This window comes from Acidobacteriota bacterium, from assembly GCA_039030395.1.
GTDB lineage: Bacteria > Acidobacteriota > Thermoanaerobaculia > Multivoradales > JBCCEF01 > JBCCEF01.
The window spans coordinates 193556-212062 of sequence record JBCCEF010000005.1 but is presented as its reverse complement, the minus strand read 5'-3'; the positions used below and the strand labels follow the sequence as shown (position 1 = coordinate 212062).

Sequence of the window (18507 nt, the reverse complement as noted above, 5' to 3'; positions counted from 1 at the left end):
CGATGCCACCTCGGAACCGAACTCTATCGGGACACCCGGATGTCGAACCAGCGCCGATAGGACTGTTCCCGGCCGGTCACCGGCGAAACGGACTCGTCCGACACCTCGACCAGGGCTCGAAAGGATCCGGGGCGCGTCGGGGTACCGGCGATCCGGCCGTCGGCCTGGAGGGTGAGCCCTGCCGGCAAGCGCCCTTCGAGTACCCGCCAGGAGCGCTCGCCGGTCCCGCCGACGGCGGTCAGCGGATGACTCCACGACTCGCCTAACCGCGCCTCCGGGAGGCGGCTCGAATCGGCCATCGCCAGGCCGCGAAAGCCGCCCAGGCGGGCGGCCAAGCGCTCCGCCGTTCGCTCGGCATCGGCGACTCGCGGTCCGGCGACCCGGTTGTCGAGTTCGAAGGGATCGTCCTCGAGGTCGTAGAGCTCTCGCTCGCCGGTGGCGTATTCGACGTACTTCCAGCGGTCCGTGCGCAGGGCCACCCAAGGCGGCACGACATCCGGATCGACACCGAAGTTCTCGAAGCGCAAAGCATCGCGCCAGCCAGCGCCGTGACCTTCGGCCAGCGGCAGCAGGCTCCTGCCCTCGGCAGGCCGCTCGATACCGGCCAGGTCCAGGAGGGTTGCCGCCAGATCGAGATCCACCGCCACCAGTTCCGTCATCACCCGCGGCGCCACCCCCGGCAAGCGCATCAGCAGGGGCACCCGGATCGACTCTTCATAGGGCAGCGACTTGGTAAACAGCCGGTGCTCGCCCCACAGCATGCCGTTGTCGGAAGTGAAAACGACCACCGTATTGTCGGCCAGGCCGCGCTCTTCGAGGCGGACCATCAGATCCCGAACCATGCGGTCCACCGCGCCCAGGGCTTCGAGCTGGCCGCGCGGCAACACCCCGACCAGCCCGGATTCAGCATTGTGCTGGTGGAAGAAGTCCTCGCGCCGCCGCACGTAGTCCGGCTTGTCGGCGAGGTCCTCCTCGTCGAAAGCGCGCGCCCGGTAGGAGAAATCGCGCCAGCGGCCGTCATCGGCCTGCGGCGGAATGGCCGGCCGGTGCGGGGCGTGGGTGGCAACGAGCAGAAAGAACGGTTCGCCGGCGCTCGCCTCGTCGAGGAAGGCCAGCGCCGCTTCGGCCTCGACGTAGGTGATGTAAGCGCCAGTCGTTTGCCGCTGCCCCTCTGCCGGCCCGTCCACGCCGCTGGCGCCGACGATCCACTCCGTGTTCCACCAGCGATAGGGTGTGGTGGCCACCATGAAGCGGTTCCAGCCGGGTGGCACCCGCGGCGCGATCTGGTCGTAGAAGTTGAGGTACTTACCGATCAGGCCGGTGCGGTAGCCGCGCCGAGAGAGCAGGGTGGCGAGGGTCTCCGAGTCGTCGAAGCGCGCCGCCGCGCCGTTGAGCGGAGTCGCCGTCAGCACACCCGTCTGGTGCGACGGGAAACCGCCGGCCAACAGGCTCGAGCGGAAGGGACAACACACCGGATTGGTGACGAAGGCATTGTCGAAGCGCAGCGCGTCGCGCCCGAGGGAAGCCGCCAGGTGCGGCATGGCGAAGAGGGTGTCCCAACGCTGATCGTCGGTCACGATCAGCAGGAAATTCGGCGGCGCCGGATCTGGGTTCGAGGGCTCGCCACCACAGCCCGCCAGAGCCGCGACCACGACGACGAGGAGACCTGCGATCCGGCTTCGCGGCGACAAGGGGGTCAATCCGTCTTGCGAGTCTCCACCGCGGCGAGGTCCGGGCGGCGCGAGTGGAAATCCGTCCCGTCCTGGTAGAGCTTCGCCAGCCGCAGCGCATCGGACTCGCCCCACAGGCGCCCGACGAAGGAGATGGAAGCCGGCGTGCCGTCCGTCTTGAAACCGTGCGGTACCACCACCGTCGGGTGACCGGTGAGGTTGGTCAAAAGCAGATGGTTGCCGCCAAAGGAAGGCACGACGTAGGCGTCGAGGTCGCCCAAGGCCTCTTCCATCCGTTCCATCACCTGGCGCCGCACGCGGCTGGCCTGCAGGTACTCCACCGCCGGAATGGTGCGTGCCTGGCGGAACACGTTGGGCCAAGCGTTGGCGATCTGCCGCACCAGCCGGTCATCGTCGCCGCTCAAAGTGAGGTGATCGAAGGCCGCCGCCGCCTCGGCGCTCAGAATGTAGGAAAGATGGGAAACCGGCAGGTCCGACGGCAGCTCGAAGGGCAGCAGCTCCACTCCCAGTTGCCGCAACTTCGCCAAGGCCGCGAGGTCCATCGCCCGCACTTCCTCAGCGGCCTGGTCGGCGTCTTCGTCCAGCGGTTTTTCGAACAGTGAGCGGGTGTAGCCCACCTTCAGCCGGCGCGGATCGCCCTCGGCATCCCAGCGGAACGAACGATCCACCGCAGTGGGATCGCCCACCGGCGGTGGATCGGCGCCGTGGAGCACATCGAAGACCAGGGCGCAGTCCTCCACCGAGCGGGCGATGGGGCCAATCTTGTCCATCGTCCAGGACAAGGCCATCGCGCCGGTCCGACTCACCCGGCCGAAGGTCGGCCGCAGGCCGGTCACTCCGCAGCGGGTGGACGGCGAAACGATCGAGCCCCAGGTCTCGGTGCCGATGGCGAAGGCCACCAGGCCGGCGGCGGTGGCCGAGGCGGAGCCGGCGGAGGAGCCGCTCGAGCCCTGCTCCGGGTTCCAGGGATTGCGCGTCTTGCCGCCGAACCACACATCTCCCCAGGCCAACGCCCCGAGGGTGAGCTTGGCGACCAGTACCGCGCCGGCGTCGTCCAGCCGGCGGACCACCGCGGCGTCCGTATCGAGGCGTTGTTCGCGGTAGGGCTCTGCTCCCCAGGTGGTGGGATAGCCCTTCACCGCCAGCAGATCCTTCGCTCCCCAGGGTACGCCGTGGAGGGGGCCCCGCCAGCGGCCGGCGGCGATCTCGCGATCCGCCGCCTCGGCCTGCGCCATCGCCCGCTCCGAGGTGAGGGTGACCACGCACTCCAGCAGATCGTTCCAGCGCTCCAAACGGCCGAGGTACATGCGGGTCAGCGCGACCGAGGTCACCTGCCGCCGGCGCAGCAGCTCCGCCAGTTCGGTGACCGGCCGGAAGGCCAGTTCTTCGAGGTCCCGCGGCGCCTCGCCCACGGAAACCGCCGAACGGCGCATCGGCCCCGGCGTGTCGCGCTGCGGCGCCGGCAACACCGCGAAACTCTGAGCTGGCGCCACTTCGTTACCGGGTGCCACGGCGCGCACGGCCCGGTAGTCGGCGCGCAGATCGGTGAGCCCTGCGAGCATCAGGTCGCGCTCGTCGTCGGTCAGTTCCAGACCGGCCAGTTGCTCGGCGGCGCGCACCACCTCGCGGGTGATCTCCGGCGCCTCGTCCTCCGCCCACAGGGCGGCCGGCAGCGACGCCCCGACGGCAGCCAGCAGCAGGTTGAAACGGCGCCGGTCGAAGTGGCCGGGGCTCGCTGCGACCGGGTCCTCGCCGCCATCGCCTGCGTGCTCTAGATGCTCGCCGTCTCGCCGCATGGGCCCGTCCTCCGGGGAGTGGATATCGGCAGCGACTGAAACTTTCTCGCGCCGCACAACGTGGACTAGGTGGAACTAGAACGGGATCGGCACCGCAACCGCCGGAACGGTCGAGCGCCGATCCCGAGCACACCCGAGAACCGACGCGGCGAAGCCATCGACCACTGACCAGACGAACGGAATCGGCGCGGACTCTCGACCTCAAGGAGATCACGACCCATGAAAGCGATCAAGCACATTTCCCTAGCCCTGTTGCTCCTGTTGACCTGCGTCGGCAGCGCCGCCGCCTCGGACCTTTGGCTACACGTTCATGTCGATGAAGGTGAAGACGGCGCCCAGGTGCGCGTCAACCTACCGCTGTCGGTGGCCGAGAAGGCCCTGGCGATGATTCCCGAGCAGGAACTCGAAAACGGCCGCATCCAGATCGACGACACGGATTTCTCGATCGCCGAACTGCGCGAATTGTGGCGCTCGGTAACGGATCTCGACGACGTGGTGTTCGTCGACATCGACGACAAAGACCAGCGCCTTCAGGTGCGCAAGGAGGACGGCTACCTGCGAGTGGCGACGGTGGAGTCCAGGAACGGCGAGCACATCGACGCCCGGCTGCCGCTGGAAGTGGTCGAAGCGCTGCTCTCCGGTGAAGGCAACGAGATCGACCTGATGGGCGCCCTGCGCGCGCTGGCCGACCGCGGCGAGGGCGAACTGGTGACCGTGACGGACAACGACACCCACGTGCGGGTGTGGGTGGACCGCTTCGCCGAGGCTCGGTAGCTAGCACCCCCGTCCTCGGCAGCTCTGCTGCCGCCTCGCCCTCGCGGGCTCGGGACGCAAGGCTAGCGATTCCGAGGTCGGGTGAAACAAGGTACGACAGACCGAAATCTTGTAGCGAAAGGAAGTCAACGGATGAAAAAGCTAGCTTGGATTGCCTTCGGTACCTTCGCCGTGTTGCTGGTCGGAACCGTCGGCGCGACCAGCCTGGCGGTGGCCGCCGTCGTCCACTCGGACAAGGTCGCCGTCTCCGTCCAGGAAGACGGCGGCGACTCCTTCTCCTTCGTCATTCCAGCGGCCTTGGTCGGCGTCGGAATGTCCACCGCCACTCACTTCATGCCGGAGGAAGCCCGGCAGGAGCTGCGGGCGGAGATCGGACCCTACAGCGACGACATTCGGAGCCTCGCGTCGGAGTTCGCCGACCTGCCGGACAACGCCACTCTGGTCACCGTCCGGGACGGCAACGACCGAGTGCGGGTTCGCACCGAGAACGGCGCCATGGTGATCGACGTCGAGGAGCCCGGCACGCGGGTCCACGTCGAGGTACCGATGGGGTTGGTGGTGAAGGCGCTCGACTTCGCCACCCTCTAGGCTTTCCGGTCTTTTGCCGCCCTGGCGGCGTTGCGCTCCCTTGAAGTAGCTCCGCTACTCCTGCGGTCGCGCGCCTTGCCAGGACGGCAAAATCCTCGGAAATCCTCTGGGAAGAGCACTACGACCGGCGGCGGGGGGATTCCCTGCCGCCGGTTTTGCTTTGGCTCTCAGCTCTTGACCGCAATGGCGTTGATCTCGAATCGGCTGCCGAAGAGCAGCGGCCCGGAGCCAACGAAGGTGCGGGCCGGGAAGTCCTTCTCGAAATAGGTGGCGTAGACGGCATTGAAGTCGTCGTAGAGCTCCAAATCGGTACAAAACACCTGCACCGACACGAGATCATCCATGGTGGCGCCGGCCAGCTCCAACTTGTCGCGGATGCCGTCGAGCGCCAGCCGGGCCTCAGCCCGGGCGTCCGCCGGTGGCTTGCGGGTTCTCGGGTCGAGCCCCAGGGTGCCGGCGATGTAGACCGTGGGGTGGGCGACCACCGCGTGGCTGAAGGGGCGGCCATCGGCGCCGGGCAGTTTGAATCGCTGGACGGGATCTTCCCCTCCCAGGGCGAAGCCCGCGGCAAAGGCCAGCGCCGCGATCAGCAGGCCGATCAAAACCGTCTTCTTTTGTCCGTTCATTGTTCTCCTCCTGGCAAGGATTCTACCGACCCGGTAGATCCCGATTCGGCGCACGTCCAGGCGCCATCGGTCCCTCTCGGCAACCCATTCGCAAAAATGCGCGTATCATCGGGTACTTCCGGCGCGAATAAATCCGCCACCGGATCAGTACACTGCATGTTCACCGGGGCCGCAGCGAGCGGTTCCCGGCTCAGCGAATACTCGAAGGAGACTGGATCGATGAAAACCGCGGCCAAAGTGGGCCTGATTCTCGTTGTCGTACTGCTCTTGCTGGTCGCCGTCGGCGTCGGCATCTGGGCACTGATGAAAGGCTCCCAGGGAAGCGTCCCGGATCAGACGATCCTCGAGGTGAGCCTCGACGAAGTGCTCCTCGAACAGGTCCCGCAGGATCCCATCGGTTCGCTCTTCGCCGAGGAGCAGATGAGGATGATCGATCTACTGGAGACCCTGGAGGTCGCCTCCCAGGACGATCAGGTGGTTGGGCTGGTGGCGCGCGTCGGCATCATCGGCGGCCTGGCCAACGTACAGGAGGTACGCGACGCCATCCTCGCCTTCCGGGAATCCGGCAAGACCGCCGTGGCCTACACCGACACCTTCGGTGAATTCGGCCCCGGCAACGGCACCTACTACCTGGCCTCGGCCTTCGACGAAATCTACATCCAGCCCTCCGGTGACATCGGGCTGACCGGCCTGGTGATGCAGTCGCAGTTCCTCGCCGGCACCTTCGAGAAGATCGGCGTGACGCCGCGCATGGGCCAGCGCTACGAGTACAAGAACGCCGTCAACACCTTCACCGAGAAGGAGTTCACGGAACCCCACCGGGAGGCCCTGGCGGCCTTCATGGACTCGGCCTTCGGGCAGATGGTGCGGGGCATCGCCGAGAGCCGCGAGATGACCGAAGACGACCTTCGGGCGACCATCGACCGCGGTCCGTTCTACGGCCAGGAAGCGGTGGACGCCGGGCTGGTGGACGGCCTGCTCTACCGCGACCAGGTGTTCGATCGGGTCAAGGAAATGGGCGGCGAGGGCTCGAAGCTGCTCTACCTGTCGCGCTACGCCGAACGGGCCGACGACCTGTGGGATTCCGGCGAGACCATCGCCGTGATCTACGGCATCGGCGGCATCCAGCGCGGCGAGAGCACCTACAACCCGCTCACCGGCGCCGCGGCCCTGGGTGGCGACTCCCTGGCTCGGGCGATTCGCTCGGCGGTGGACGACGACGACGTCAAGGCGATTCTCTTCCGGGTGGACTGCCCGGGCGGGTCCTACGTCGCCTCGGACACCGTCTGGCACGAGACCAAGCGGGCCAAGGAAGCCGGTAAGCCGGTGATCGTTTCGATGTCCAACGTCGCCGGCTCCGGCGGCTACTTCGTCGCCATGGCGGCGGACAAGATCGTCGCCCAGCCGGGCACCATCACCGGCTCCATCGGCGTCTTCGGCGGCAAGCTGCTGACCTCCGAGATGTGGGACAAGCTGGGGGTCAGCTTCGACGACGTCAAGACCAGCCAGAACGCCGGCATGTTCATGTCCACCGAGGACTACAGCGAGGCCGAATGGCAGCGCGTGCAGACGGCCCTCGACCGTATCTACGACGACTTCACCGGCAAGGTGGCCGATGGCCGCAGTCTGTCCCTCGAACAGGTTCAGGAGATCGCCAAGGGCCGCATTTGGAGCGGCGAGGACGCCCTGGAAATCGGCCTGGTGGACGCCCTGGGCGGCTTCGATGTGGCCCTGGAACTGGCCCGTGAAGCGGCCGGGATCGAGGCCGACGAAGACATCCAGCTGAGGGAATTCCCGCGGCCGCAGACACCCTTCGAAATGCTGTTCGACAACGACAAGGGCCCAGACAGCAGCGACCAGGCGGCGCGGCTGATGGCCGTGCGGACCTTCGAGGCACTGCGCCCACTGGCCCAGGTGGCCCAGAAGGCGGGGCTCCTTGAGCCGCAGGGCGGCGCCCTGATGATGCCCGAGGTGGAGCTCATCTACTAATCTAGAAGCACCGGTGGTCCAATAAGATCCACCCGTGCTCACCACCGATCTCATCCTCGCTCGCCGCTACAAGGGCGAGATCCGTCCGCGCTACATCGACACGGACGATCCGGATCACCGCGCTCTGGCCGACAGCCTGATCGAGATCTTTCGCGCATCGGTCGGCCGGCCGCGCCACGAGTTGGAGGCGGAGCTGGCGGATCTCTTGGGCACCGGCACCGCCTTCCTGCTCCACCGCGGCCTCGCCAAGCTACTGCTCGACCGCTGCACCTTCGAGACGGAAGCGCCGATCGAACCGGCGGAGCTGCGCCGCCGCGTATTCGAACAGTCCGCCGCCGCTTGGCTGTCCGATTCCCGCGAAGACTTCGCCTTCGAACGCCCGGCAACGCTCACCGCTGCCCTCGACGGAACCGGCCTGACGCTGGAGGACACCGACCGCTACCTCTACGCCGATCTCAAGGGCGAGCAGATCCTCCAGCGGTGGAAGCCGTGCGACGGTGACTGGCTGCTGCGGCGCTACAACGTCGCCCTAGCCCAGGGCATTCTGCTGCGGGCGAGCGAGTTGACCCTGGAGATCGGCCCGCAACCGACGCGCCGCTGGCGGGCGCTGTTCCGCAAGATCAAGTTCTTCCAGCTCATGCACTCGGTGGAGGGCTCACCGCGCCGGGGCTACCGGATCCACCTCGACGGCCCGGCCTCGATTCTCAAATCGAGTCAACGCTACGGCTTGCAGATGGCGAGCTTCCTGCCCACCCTGCTGCACTTCGACGACTGGTCCCTGGACGCCACCGTGTTCTGGGGCAAGAAACGACTGGAAGCGGCGCTGCGGCTCGCTTCCGACCAGGGTCTCGATCCTTGCACCCGCCTCACCGGCCAGTGGCGGCCGGACGAACTGGCGGACCTCGCCGGCCGCTTCCGTAAGCTCGGGAGCGAATGGGAGATTTCCACCGATGCGGCACTGGTCGACCTCGGCGGCCGCGGTGTGCTGGTGCCGGACTTCCGGTTTCGCCACCCAGACGGCTGCGAGGCATTCCTGGAAGTGTTCGGCTACTGGAATCGCGGCGCCCTGGAGAACCGCCTGGCGCTCCTTGCCGAGCACGGGCCACCGAATCTCATTCTCGCCCTGTCGGCCAAGCTGGCGACCCAGCGCGATGGCCTGCAGGAGCTGCCCGGTGAGATCATGACCTTTCGCAGCCGTCCGCTGCCGCGCAAGGTGCTCGAACGCCTCGAAGCCCTGCGAACGGAATGACCCAAGAACTGCACTAGGAGTCCACCATGCGCCCGCTCTGCCTCGCCCTCCTCCTCATCGCCGGCCTCGCCTGTGCTCCCGAGATGCCGCCGATCGAAGACACTCCGCCGCCGCAGCTCGCTCCGGCCGCCGACTGGACGCCCCTGCCCACTCCCATGGATCTACCCGCGGATCGCCCGCTGCGCGCTGGCTTCCTGATCGTCGACGGCGTCTACAACACCGAGCTGACGGCACCCTACGACCTCCTCCAGCACACCATCTTCCACACCCGCAAACCGGAAAACGGCGGCCTGCCCGGAATCGAGGTGTTCACCGTTTCGCCGGACGGCGAGAAGGTAACCACCTTCGAAGGCCTGCGTATCGAGGCGGACTACTCCTTCGCAACGGCGCCGCCGATTGACATTTTGGTGGTGCCGAGCGCCGAGCACAGCATGGACTCGGATCTCGAAAACGAGGCGATGATGGCGTGGGTGCGGGAGGTCGGCGGCGCGGCGCGCTACCTGATGTCGCTGTGCGACGGCGCCTTCGTCCTCGCCGCCGCCGGCTTGCTCGACGACCGCGCCGTCACCACCTTCCCGGCGGATCAGGATCGCTTCGCGGAGATGTTTCCGGAGCTGGACCTGCGGCGCGAGGCGATCTACGTCCACGACGGCCCGGCAATCACCTCCCAGGGCGGCGCGCGCAGTTTCGATCCGGCACTGTACCTGGTGGCGCACCTCTACGGCGACGAGGTGGCGAAAGGGGTAGGACGCGGCATGGTGCTGCCCTGGCCGCCGGAGGGCTCGGCGGAGATCGCGACGGTGGTCGTGCCGGAAAGCTAGCAGGTTGCTGAGAAAGGCCTTCGGCCTATTCTTTCAGCTGCCCTGCTAGCTTTTTTCTTAAGGGGGCTGGGCGCCCCCTCACCCGAAAACACCAGTGTTTTCGGGCTCACCCCGTCCACGGCGCCTTTGGCGCCGCCTCGCCCTTCGGGCTCGGAGCAGAGTGCTGACGAGTTCTTCAGCTCTCTCCTAGCCGGCTCCCTCAGCCGCCAACCGGGCCAGCAGATCCCGGCCGATGGCTTCGAGGGATTCGAGATCCGTTGGCTCATCCGCCAACAGCGGCAGGCCGACCAGCGGCCTCGTCTCGCCCACCAGCTCCGTCAGATGCTCAAAGCCCCGCCGGTCTCGTTCCGCCAGCCAGGAGAACAACTGCCGCGCCTCGGACAACTCCCTCGAGGCCGCCTCCACCGGCGGGTGCATGCGGTTGACGGCGATCGGCCCGAGGTGGAGGCCCGCCTCTTCCAATTTGCGGGCAAAGAACAGGGTGTCCGGAATGCGCTCCTCACCGGGGCCGGCAACCAGCAGGAACTGAGTCTGCTCGGAGCGCAGCATCGCCTCGACCTTGGCGGCGCGCTGGCGGAAGCCGTCGAACAGCGGGCCGAAGGCCTGGAAGAACTCTGCCATGTCGCGCAGCAGATCGAGGCCGACGATGTCGTCCATGAAGCGTTCGAAGCGGCGGCCGATGGGGCCGAGGCGGGTGGCGCCGCGCAGTCGCCCCTGTGAGTCGAACCAAGGCTTCAAGGCAATCTTGAGGGCCCCGGAATCGAGAAACTGTACGATGCGCGACGGAGCCTCCAGAAAGTCCAGCGCCTGGCGGGTCGGCGGAGTGTCCAGGATCACCTGCTGGTAGCGGCCCGCCGCCTGCACCTCGAACAGCCGCTCTACGGCCATGTACTCGAGAATGCCCGCCAGCGACCCGGAAAGGTGGCCATAGAAACGGTTGTCGAGAATTCGGCGGCGGGAGGCCTCGTCCGGCGCGTAGCGCTCGATCAGCCGGTCGAAGGTGCGGCCGGCGTCGAGCAGGCTGGCGGCCAGGGATCCCCGGCCGGCGCCGCCGAGCTCACCGAGATCCACCGTCACGGCGTCCTCCTTGGCTTCCTCTTCGGTTCCTGCGTCCACTCCCAGGGCATCCTTCAAGCGCAACGAGGGATCGAAGGTCATCACCAGCGTGTGGCGACCTTCATTCGCCGAAGTCACGCCGAGGGCGGCGGCGAGGGTGGTCTTCCCCACCCCGCCGGAGCCCACCACGATCAGCAGTGGACGGTCATCGGACAACAGAGTCACGAGGGAACCTCCGACAGAGAGCGGTGGAGGGCGCCGGCCAGGGCCTCGATCAACGCCGGCCCGCGGTCCAGGGGCAGCAGCGGCAGCAGGGCGCGAGGTCCCTCCCACGCCGCATCGAGACGAGCCAATTCCGCTTCGTTGAGCCGGCGGCGGCGGCGCCACAGCTCGCGATCGCCCTTCGCCACTTCCGGATAAAGCCCGTTGACCACCAGCAGCTCCGGCGCGCGATCCAGACGCTCCGCCAGCGTCGCTCGCAGCTCTAGCGCCTCCTGCACCGGCATCTCCTCGGCGCTGGTCACCACCACCACACCGCAGTCCGCCGGATCCGCCACAAACTCCGCCAGGCGCCGACCCAGCTCACCGAAGGGTCCTTTCTCGATGACCTCCGACAGCAAACGCGGCGCATCGAGCAGCGAGACGCCGTGGCCGGTCGCCGGGGCATCGAGGATCACCAAGTCGAAGCCCTGCCCGCCGATCCCCTCCAGGCGTCTCAGGGCGTGGCCGAGAATCGCCACTTCCTTGAGACCCGGCGCCCCTTCCGTGAAGTGCTCGTAGACCGGGCTGGCGATCACCCGCTTCGACAGCAGGTCGATCTTCAGGCGCTCCCGCACAATGGCGTCCACCACCCGCCGGGCGCGCAGGTTCTGGACAAACAGATTCGGCGCCGCCTCGACGATACCGCCACCGGAGGGCGGGGTGCCCAGCATCTGATGCAGGTTGTCCCTCGGGTCCACCTCGATCACCAGGACCCGCTTCGGCGGCATCATCGCGGCCAGGGAATCGCCCAGCGCCGCCGCCACGGCGGTCTTGCCCACGCCGCCCTTGCCGGTGACCACCAGCAGGCGGTGAGAGCGCAGACTTTCCATGAGCGGCGGGTGCGGCATGATTTTCGGCAGGAGCGCCCCGCGGCCTCGATGCCGCAGTGCGACGTCAACTATATCCGAAGGCTCGTCCGGTTCGCGGCGAGGGCTGTTTCAGCCCCTGTGCCTGTGGTAAAACCCGCCCATGGCCTTTCCAGAACATCGCATGCGGCGCCTGCGCCGCACGCCCACCCTCCGCCGGTTGGTGCGCGAAACGCGCCTGTCGCCGGACGACTTCGTGCTGCCCCTCTTCGCCTGCCCCGGCGAGGGGGTAGCGAATCCCGTGTTGTCTATGCCCGGGGTGTTCCAGCACTCGGTGGATCGCCTGGTCGAGGCCTGTCGCGAGGCGACCGAGGCAGGGATCTCGGCGGTGATTCTGTTCGGGCTGCCGGAGGCGAAGGACGCCGAGGGCAGCTACTCCTGGTCGGAAGACGGCATCGTTCAGCGCGCCGTGCGGGCGATCAAGGCCGCCCTGCCGGAGCTGGTGGTGATCGTGGACCTGTGCTTCTGCGAATTCACCGACCACGGTCACTGCGGCGTGCTGCTGGACGACGGCCGCGGCGGCAAGAAAGTGGACAACGACGCCACCCTCGAAAACCTCGCCCGGCAGGCCGTGTCTCTGGCCGCATCGGGAGCGGACGTGATCGCCCCGTCGGACATGATGGACGGCCGGGTGGGCGCCATCCGGAACGGCCTGGATGCAGCCGGCTTCCACGACACACCGATTCTCTCCTACGCCATCAAGTTCGCGAGCGCCTTCTATGGCCCGTTCCGCGATGCGGCGGACTCCGCCCCGGCCTTCGGCGACCGCCGGGCCTATCAAATGGATCCGGCCAACGGTCGCGAGGCGCTGCGCGAAGCGACCCTCGACGTGGAGGAAGGCGCCGACCTATTGATGGTCAAGCCGGCGGTGCCGTATCTGGATCTATTGGCGGCCCTGCGCCGGCGCTTCGACCTGCCGCTGGCGGCGTACCACGTGAGCGGCGAGTTTGCGATGCTCAAAGCCGCCGCCGAGCGCGGCTGGCTGGACTACGACCGAGTGCTGATGGAAACCCTCGTCGCCATCAAGCGCGCCGGCGCCGACCTCATCCTCACCTACGGCGCCGTCGACGCGGCGCGCCTGCTGCAGCAGGGATGGACCGAATGAGGGAATGGACCGAATGAGCCCTGAGACCTCTCTTCTGAAACGCGCCGAGCGGGTGATGCCCGGTGGCGTCAACTCCCCGGTTCGGGCCTTCCGCGGCGTCGGCGGCGAGCCGGTCTTCGTGCGCGCCGCCGAGGGCTGCTACCTCCAAGCCGAGGATGGGCGCCGCTATCTCGACTTCATCGGCGGCTACGGACCGCACATCCTCGGCCACGGAGCCGAGCCCATCGCCCAAGCGGTGCACGACGCACTCCGCCGAGGCACCGCCTTCGGCGCCCCCACCATCGCCGAAATCGAGCTGGCGGAGCAGATGATCGCGGCGGTGCCGTCCCTTGAAATGGTGCGCCTGGTCAACTCCGGCACCGAGGCCACCATGTCCGCCCTGCGGGTGGCCCGGGGCGCCACCGGCCGCTCGAAGTTCGTCAAATTCGAAGGCTGCTACCACGGCCACGGCGACGCCTTTTTGATCGCCGCCGGCTCCGGCGCCGCCACCCTCGGAGTGCCGTCGTCGCCGGGAGTGCCGGCGGCGGTGGTCGAAGACACCCTCCTCGCCCCCTTCAACGACCTGTCGGCGGTGGCGATGCTGTTCGAGGCCCACGACGACATCGCCGCCGTCTTCGTTGAGCCGATCGCCGGCAACATGGGCCTGGTGCCGCCGCGAGAAGGATTCCTCGAAGGCCTGCGGCGGCTGTGCGACGAGCGCGGGGCGGTGCTGGTGTTCGACGAGGTGATGACCGGCTTCCGGGTGGCCTGGGGAGGAGCCCAGGAAATTCTCGGCGTCACCCCGGACCTCACCACCTTCGGCAAAGTGATCGGCGGCGGCCTGCCGATTGGCGCCTACGGCGGTCGGCGTGACCTGATGAGCCAGGTGGCGCCGGCCGGGCCGATTTACCAGGCCGGCACCCTCTCCGGTAACCCCTTGGCCGTCGCCGCCGGCCGGGCGGCCCTCTCCACCCTCGCCGGAACGGACGCCTACGAGATCCTCGAAGCCGCCGGCGGCGCTCTCGCCAGTGGCCTGCGGGAATCCGCCCGGCGCCACGGCGTTCCCTTGCGGGTCCAGCGCCAGGGTTCGATGCTCGGCCTCTTCTTCGCGGAAGGGCCGGTGGAGTCCATCGCCGACGTCGACGCCTCGGATCGCGACCGCTTCCAGCGGGTTTTCCACCGCCTGCTCGCCGACGGAATCCACCTGCCGCCATCGCCCTACGAAACTCTCTTCCTGTCCCTCGCCCACGGCCCGGAGGAGATCGAACGTACCGTCGAAGCCTTCGACCGCGCCGTCGCCCCGGAGGCGTGATCCGGACGGCCGATTCGGCGAGTGCAAACCGAAAGAGCACAGGTACATACGAGGCATTGCCCGTTGTGCCTTCTCTGTATAATGCGCGGGTGACATGGGGCGGTCGGCCGGTGGAAGCGCGCGCGCGTTGCATTCGACATCGACCGGGAAGGAATCAGCGGCCAAAAGGAGGGCCTTTTCAATATGACTCATATCATCGCGGAACCGTGCGTTGGGGTGAAGGATGTTGCCTGCGTGGATGTCTGCCCGGTGGACTGCATCTACGGCAAGGACGACGACTTCGAGATGCTCTACATCCACCCCGAAGAGTGCATTGACTGCGGTCTCTGCGTCGACGCCTGCCCCGTCGAGGCGATTTTTCCGGAAGAAGAAGTGCCGGAGAAATGGAATGCGTTCATCGCCAAGAACTATGAGCATTTCGATATCGAGGCTCCATAGCTAGCAGGCAAAAGGTCTTTCAGCAGTTCTCAGCAAGGCGCGGTTCTCCGCGCCTTTTTCGTAGGCGCAAGGAAAATCAGGGCTTTGGGAATAGCACTGGAGCGGAGATCGTTCTACAATGTGAGTCAGATTGACTCAACTAAGCGCCAAGCACTCAATTTAGAGGGACTGCCGCGCGCTTCCCATGCGATGCAGAGGAGACGAGGGTGGAATTCAAGGATTACTACGGAACCCTGGGGGTCGAACGGAGCGCTTCGGCGGACGAGATCCAGAAGGCGTACCGCAAGCTGGCCCGGAAATACCATCCGGACATCAACAAAGATGTGGCGGCCGAGGCCAAGTTCAAGGAGATCGGCGAGGCCTATGAAGTCCTCAAGGACGACTCCAAGCGCCAGCGCTACGACCGTTTTGGCCAGGCTTGGAAGCAGACCGGCCAGGGTGCCACCGGCAACCCACCGCCGGGCTGGGAAGACATCCTCTTCGACCTCGGCGGCGAGGGCTTTGGCTTCGGCGGCGCCGGAGCGGGAGCCGGACCGGGCCAGGCGGGCGATTTCAGCTCCTTTTTTGAATCCCTCTTCGGTTCCGGCGGGCGGGTGCGGCGCCAAGGGCAGCGCCCTGGCCGCGGCGCCAACGTCCAGGCGGAGCTGACCCTCACCCTCGACGAGCTGGCGAAGGGCGGTTCGCGGGAACTCACCCTGCGCAGCCCCGAAACCGGCGAGCGGCAAAAGCTCTCCGTCAACATCCCCAAAGGCGTGCGGCCGGGCCAGAAGGTGCGCCTCGCCGGCAAGGGAGAGCCGGGGGTCGGCGGCGGCCCGGCGGGCGATTTGCTCTTGAAGATCAATGTGCTGCCCCACCCGCGCTTCCAACTCAAGGGCTCGGACCTGCACATCTCGCTGCCGGTCACCCCCTGGGAAGCAGCTCTCGGCGGCGAGGCAGAGGTCGAGACTCTGAATGGCCGGCTGCGCATCAAGATCCCCCAGGGATCGTCGTCGGGCCGCAAGATCCGGCTGTCCGGCAAGGGCTTTCCGCTCAAAAGCGGCGGCGCCGGCGATCTCTTCGCCGAGATCACCGTGGTCGTCCCTTCGCCGGACGAAATGACCGACGACGAACAACAGCTCTTCGAGAAGCTGAAAAAAAGATCGAGCTTCCGTCCCCGGGCCTAGCGGACGCGGACGGAGCCTGCATTCATAGAGAGGAATGACGAGACGATGGACATCAACAAACTGACTCTGAAATCCCAGGAGGCGCTCCAAGGGGCGCAGACCCTTGCGGTGCGCCACGGCCACCAGCAGGTGGACAACGCCCATCTCCTCCTCGCCCTCCTCGAACAGCCGGAAGGGCTGGTGCCAAGGCTGATGAGTCGCATGGAGGTGTCCGTCGAGGACCTCGCCGGCCGCCTGGAGTCGGCCCTCAGCAAACGGCCGTCGGTCTCCGGACCGGGCGCCGAGGCGGGCAAGATCTACCTGACCGAGGGCTTGCAGAAAGTGTTTGTGCGCGCCGAGGACGAGGCTGAGCGCCTAAAGGACGAGTACGTCTCCGTGGAGCACCTGCTGCTGGCGCTGATCGAGGCCGGCAAGCGGGGCGAAGCGGGCCAGGCCCTGGCCGAGGCGGGCGTCACCCGCGACGCCTTCCTCGCCGCCCTCACCGCCGTGCGCGGCTCCCAGCGGGTGACCAGCAACAGCCCGGAGTCCTCCTACGAGGCGCTCGAAAAGTACGGCGTGGACCTGGTGACCCAGGCCCGCCGCGGCAAAATGGACCCGGTGATCGGCCGCGACGCGGAGATCCGCCGGGCGATCCGCATCCTGTCCCGCAAGACCAAGAACAACCCGGTGCTGATCGGCGAACCGGGAGTGGGCAAGACCGCGATCGTCGAAGGCCTCGCCCAGCGCATCGTGCGCGGCGACGTGCCCGAGTGGATGAAAGACCGCTCCGTCTTCTCCCTCGATATGGGTGCCCTCTTGGCCGGCGCGAAATACCGCGGCGAGTTCGAAGAGCGCCTGAAAGCGGTGCTCAACGAAGTCAAGGAGTCCGAGGGCCGCATCCTGCTGTTCATCGACGAGCTGCACAACATCGTCGGCGCCGGCCGCACCGAAGGCTCCACCGACGCCGGCAACCTCCTGAAGCCGATGCTGGCCCGCGGCGAGCTGCACTGCCTCGGCGCCACTACTCTCGACGAATACCGCAAATACATTGAAAAGGACGCCGCCCTCGAGCGCCGCTTTCAGCCGATCGTGGTCGACCAGCCGACGGTGGAAGACACCGTCTCCATCCTGCGCGGCTTGAAAGAGCGCTTCGAAGTGCACCACGGCGTCGCCATCCAGGACAACGCCCTGGTCGCCGCCGCCACCCTCTCGGACCGCTATATCAGCGACCGCTTCCTGCCGGACAAGGCCATCGACCTGATCGACGAAGCGAGCGCCATGATCCGCACCGAGATCGACTCCATGCCGGCGGAGCTGGACGCCGTCACCCGCCGGGTGATGCAGCTCGAAATCGAAGAAGCGGCCTTGAAGAAGGAGAAAGACCGCGCCAGCAAAGAGCGCCTCGAAGCCCTGCGTAAAGACCTGGCCGACCTTAAAAACCAGGCGGACTCCATGCGCGCCCAGTGGGAGGCTGAAAAGTCCTCCATCGAAGGCGTACGCGGTCTGCGCGAAGAAATCGAGAAGGTGCGCCGAGAGATCGAACAGGCCGAGCGCGACTACGACCTTCAGAAGGCCGCCGAACTACAGCACGGCCGCCTACCGGAACTCCTCGCCCAGCTCGACAAGCGCGAAACGGCGTTGAACGCCAAGCAGGACACCGGCAGCCAGCTCCTACGCGAAGAAGTCACCGACGACGAAGTGGCGGAGATCGTTTCCAAATGGACCGGTGTGCCGGTACAGCGCCTGGTCGAAGGCGAGCGCGAAAAGCTCCTGCGGCTGGACCAGATCCTCCACCGGCGGGTCATCGGCCAGGACGAAGCGGTCGATCGCGTGGCCGACGCGGTGATCCGCGCCCGGGCGGGCATCAAAGACCCGCGCCGGCCCATCGGCTCCTTCTTGTTCCTCGGCCCCACCGGCGTCGGCAAAACCGAGCTCGCCAAAACCCTGGCCGAGGCGCTCTTCGATAGCGAGGACAACGTCGTCCGCATCGACATGAGCGAGTACATGGAAAAGCACGCCGTCTCGCGGCTGATCGGCGCCCCGCCGGGCTACGTCGGCTACGAAGAGGGTGGCCAGCTCACCGAAGCGGTGCGCCGCAAGCCCTACGCCGTCATCCTGTTCGACGAAATCGAAAAGGCCCACGGCGACGTGTTCAACGTACTGCTCCAGATCCTCGACGACGGCCGGGTCACCGACTCCCAGGGCCGCACCGTCGACTTCAAGAACACCGTCATCATCATGACCTCCAACATCGGCTCGCCGCACCTCCTCGAAGGTCTCGGCCCCGACGGCGAGATCACCGAAGGCGCCCGCCGAGCGGTGATGGACGAACTCCGCGCCCACTTCCGCCCGGAGTTCTTGAACCGCATCGACGACACCGTCCTCTTCAAGACCCTCACCCTCGAAGAGATCGAACAAATCGTCGACCTGCTCTTGAACGATCTCAGAAAGCGCTTGGCGGACCGCAACATCACCCTATCCATGACCGATGCTGCCCGCGCCCACGTCGCCCGACGCGGCTACGACCCGGTCTACGGCGCCCGGCCCCTGAAGCGCTACCTCCAGCGGGAGCTAGAGACGCGCATCGGGCGGGCGCTGATTGCAGGCGAAGTGCGGGATGGGGCGGAGTTGGTGGTGAGGATGGAGGGCGGGGAGCTGGCGGTGGAGGTTGGCGGGCCCGAGGAGGCCTCAATGGCGGCGGAACCCGCCCTTCGCTGAAGCCCAGCAAAAGGACTCGACAGGTTCTGTATACAGCCCGGATACCAGGAGGAATCCGGACTCCTATTAGCGCGGTCGCCTGAGCCCTCCGAAGCA

The 18507-nt window shown here is 67.0% G+C and carries 15 protein-coding genes; 10 read left to right on the top strand and 5 right to left on the bottom strand.

Annotation, left to right across the window (positions count from 1 at the left end):
* Nucleotides 1-23: 23 nt before the first annotated feature.
* Together AAF481_07705 and AAF481_07700 are read right to left on the bottom strand one after the other, a co-directional pair.
* Nucleotides 24-1700, bottom strand: coding sequence for a sulfatase-like hydrolase/transferase (locus tag AAF481_07705; protein MEM7481046.1), 1677 nt, complete (start codon nt 1698-1700; stop codon nt 24-26).
* Nucleotides 1697-3487, bottom strand: coding sequence for an amidase (locus AAF481_07700; GenBank protein ID MEM7481045.1), 1791 nt, complete (start codon nt 3485-3487; stop codon nt 1697-1699). Before AAF481_07700 ends, AAF481_07705 begins: the two co-directional genes overlap by 4 nt.
* Before the next feature lie 219 nt (nt 3488-3706).
* Here AAF481_07700 and AAF481_07695 point away from each other — a divergent pair, with 219 nt between their 5' ends.
* Both AAF481_07695 and AAF481_07690 read left to right on the top strand, forming a co-directional pair.
* Complete coding sequence (locus AAF481_07695) at nt 3707-4261, top strand: hypothetical protein (protein ID MEM7481044.1); 555 nt, start codon at nt 3707-3709, stop codon at nt 4259-4261.
* Between the two features lie 132 nt (nt 4262-4393).
* A complete protein-coding gene (locus tag AAF481_07690; protein MEM7481043.1) occupies nt 4394-4849 on the top strand; it encodes a hypothetical protein in 456 nt (151 codons plus the stop codon).
* Nucleotides 4850-5016: 167 nt separating this feature from the next.
* Here the strand turns inward: AAF481_07690 and AAF481_07685 are convergent, their stop codons facing one another.
* Complete coding sequence (locus tag AAF481_07685) at nt 5017-5475, bottom strand: RidA family protein (protein MEM7481042.1); 459 nt, start codon at nt 5473-5475, stop codon at nt 5017-5019.
* Nucleotides 5476-5694: 219 nt separating this feature from the next.
* Between AAF481_07685 and sppA the strand changes: the two genes are divergently transcribed.
* From sppA to AAF481_07670, 3 genes are read left to right on the top strand one after another with little or no spacing between them, the layout of a single operon-like run.
* Nucleotides 5695-7464, top strand: a complete 1770-nt coding sequence (gene sppA, locus AAF481_07680) for a signal peptide peptidase SppA (GenBank protein ID MEM7481041.1) — start codon at nt 5695-5697, stop codon at nt 7462-7464.
* A 34-nt stretch (nt 7465-7498) separates the two neighbouring features.
* Nucleotides 7499-8713, top strand: a complete 1215-nt coding sequence (locus AAF481_07675; GenBank protein ID MEM7481040.1) for a DUF790 family protein — start codon at nt 7499-7501, stop codon at nt 8711-8713.
* 26 nt (nt 8714-8739) lie between these two features.
* Nucleotides 8740-9534, top strand: coding sequence for a DJ-1/PfpI family protein (locus AAF481_07670; protein ID MEM7481039.1), 795 nt, complete (start codon nt 8740-8742; stop codon nt 9532-9534).
* 186 nt (nt 9535-9720) lie between these two features.
* On the opposite strand, the gene AAF481_07665 is transcribed toward AAF481_07670, so the two are convergent.
* Both AAF481_07665 and AAF481_07660 read right to left on the bottom strand, forming a co-directional pair.
* Nucleotides 9721-10815, bottom strand: a complete 1095-nt coding sequence (locus AAF481_07665; protein ID MEM7481038.1) for an ArsA-related P-loop ATPase — start codon at nt 10813-10815, stop codon at nt 9721-9723.
* Nucleotides 10812-11681 carry an ArsA family ATPase gene (locus AAF481_07660; GenBank protein ID MEM7481037.1) on the bottom strand — a complete coding sequence of 290 codons (870 nt, stop codon included), beginning with the start codon at nt 11679-11681 and terminating at the stop codon, nt 10812-10814. The genes AAF481_07665 and AAF481_07660 overlap by 4 nt, the downstream gene beginning before the upstream one ends.
* Before the next feature lie 139 nt (nt 11682-11820).
* Here AAF481_07660 and hemB point away from each other — a divergent pair, with 139 nt between their 5' ends.
* From hemB to clpB, 5 genes are all read left to right on the top strand, one after another.
* Entirely contained in the window at nt 11821-12822 is a 1002-nt protein-coding gene (gene hemB / locus AAF481_07655; protein MEM7481036.1) for a porphobilinogen synthase, read from the top strand.
* A gap of 13 nt (nt 12823-12835) precedes the next feature.
* Complete coding sequence (gene hemL / locus AAF481_07650) at nt 12836-14113, top strand: glutamate-1-semialdehyde 2,1-aminomutase (protein MEM7481035.1); 1278 nt, start codon at nt 12836-12838, stop codon at nt 14111-14113.
* A 183-nt stretch (nt 14114-14296) separates the two neighbouring features.
* Nucleotides 14297-14551: a ferredoxin family protein gene (locus AAF481_07645; protein ID MEM7481034.1), complete on the top strand. Its 255-nt coding sequence runs from the start codon at nt 14297-14299 to the stop codon at nt 14549-14551.
* 206 nt (nt 14552-14757) lie between these two features.
* Complete coding sequence (locus AAF481_07640; GenBank protein MEM7481033.1) at nt 14758-15714, top strand: J domain-containing protein; 957 nt, start codon at nt 14758-14760, stop codon at nt 15712-15714.
* Nucleotides 15715-15759: 45 nt separating this feature from the next.
* Nucleotides 15760-18411, top strand: a complete 2652-nt coding sequence (clpB, locus tag AAF481_07635; protein MEM7481032.1) for an ATP-dependent chaperone ClpB — start codon at nt 15760-15762, stop codon at nt 18409-18411.
* Nucleotides 18412-18507 lie beyond the last annotated feature (96 nt).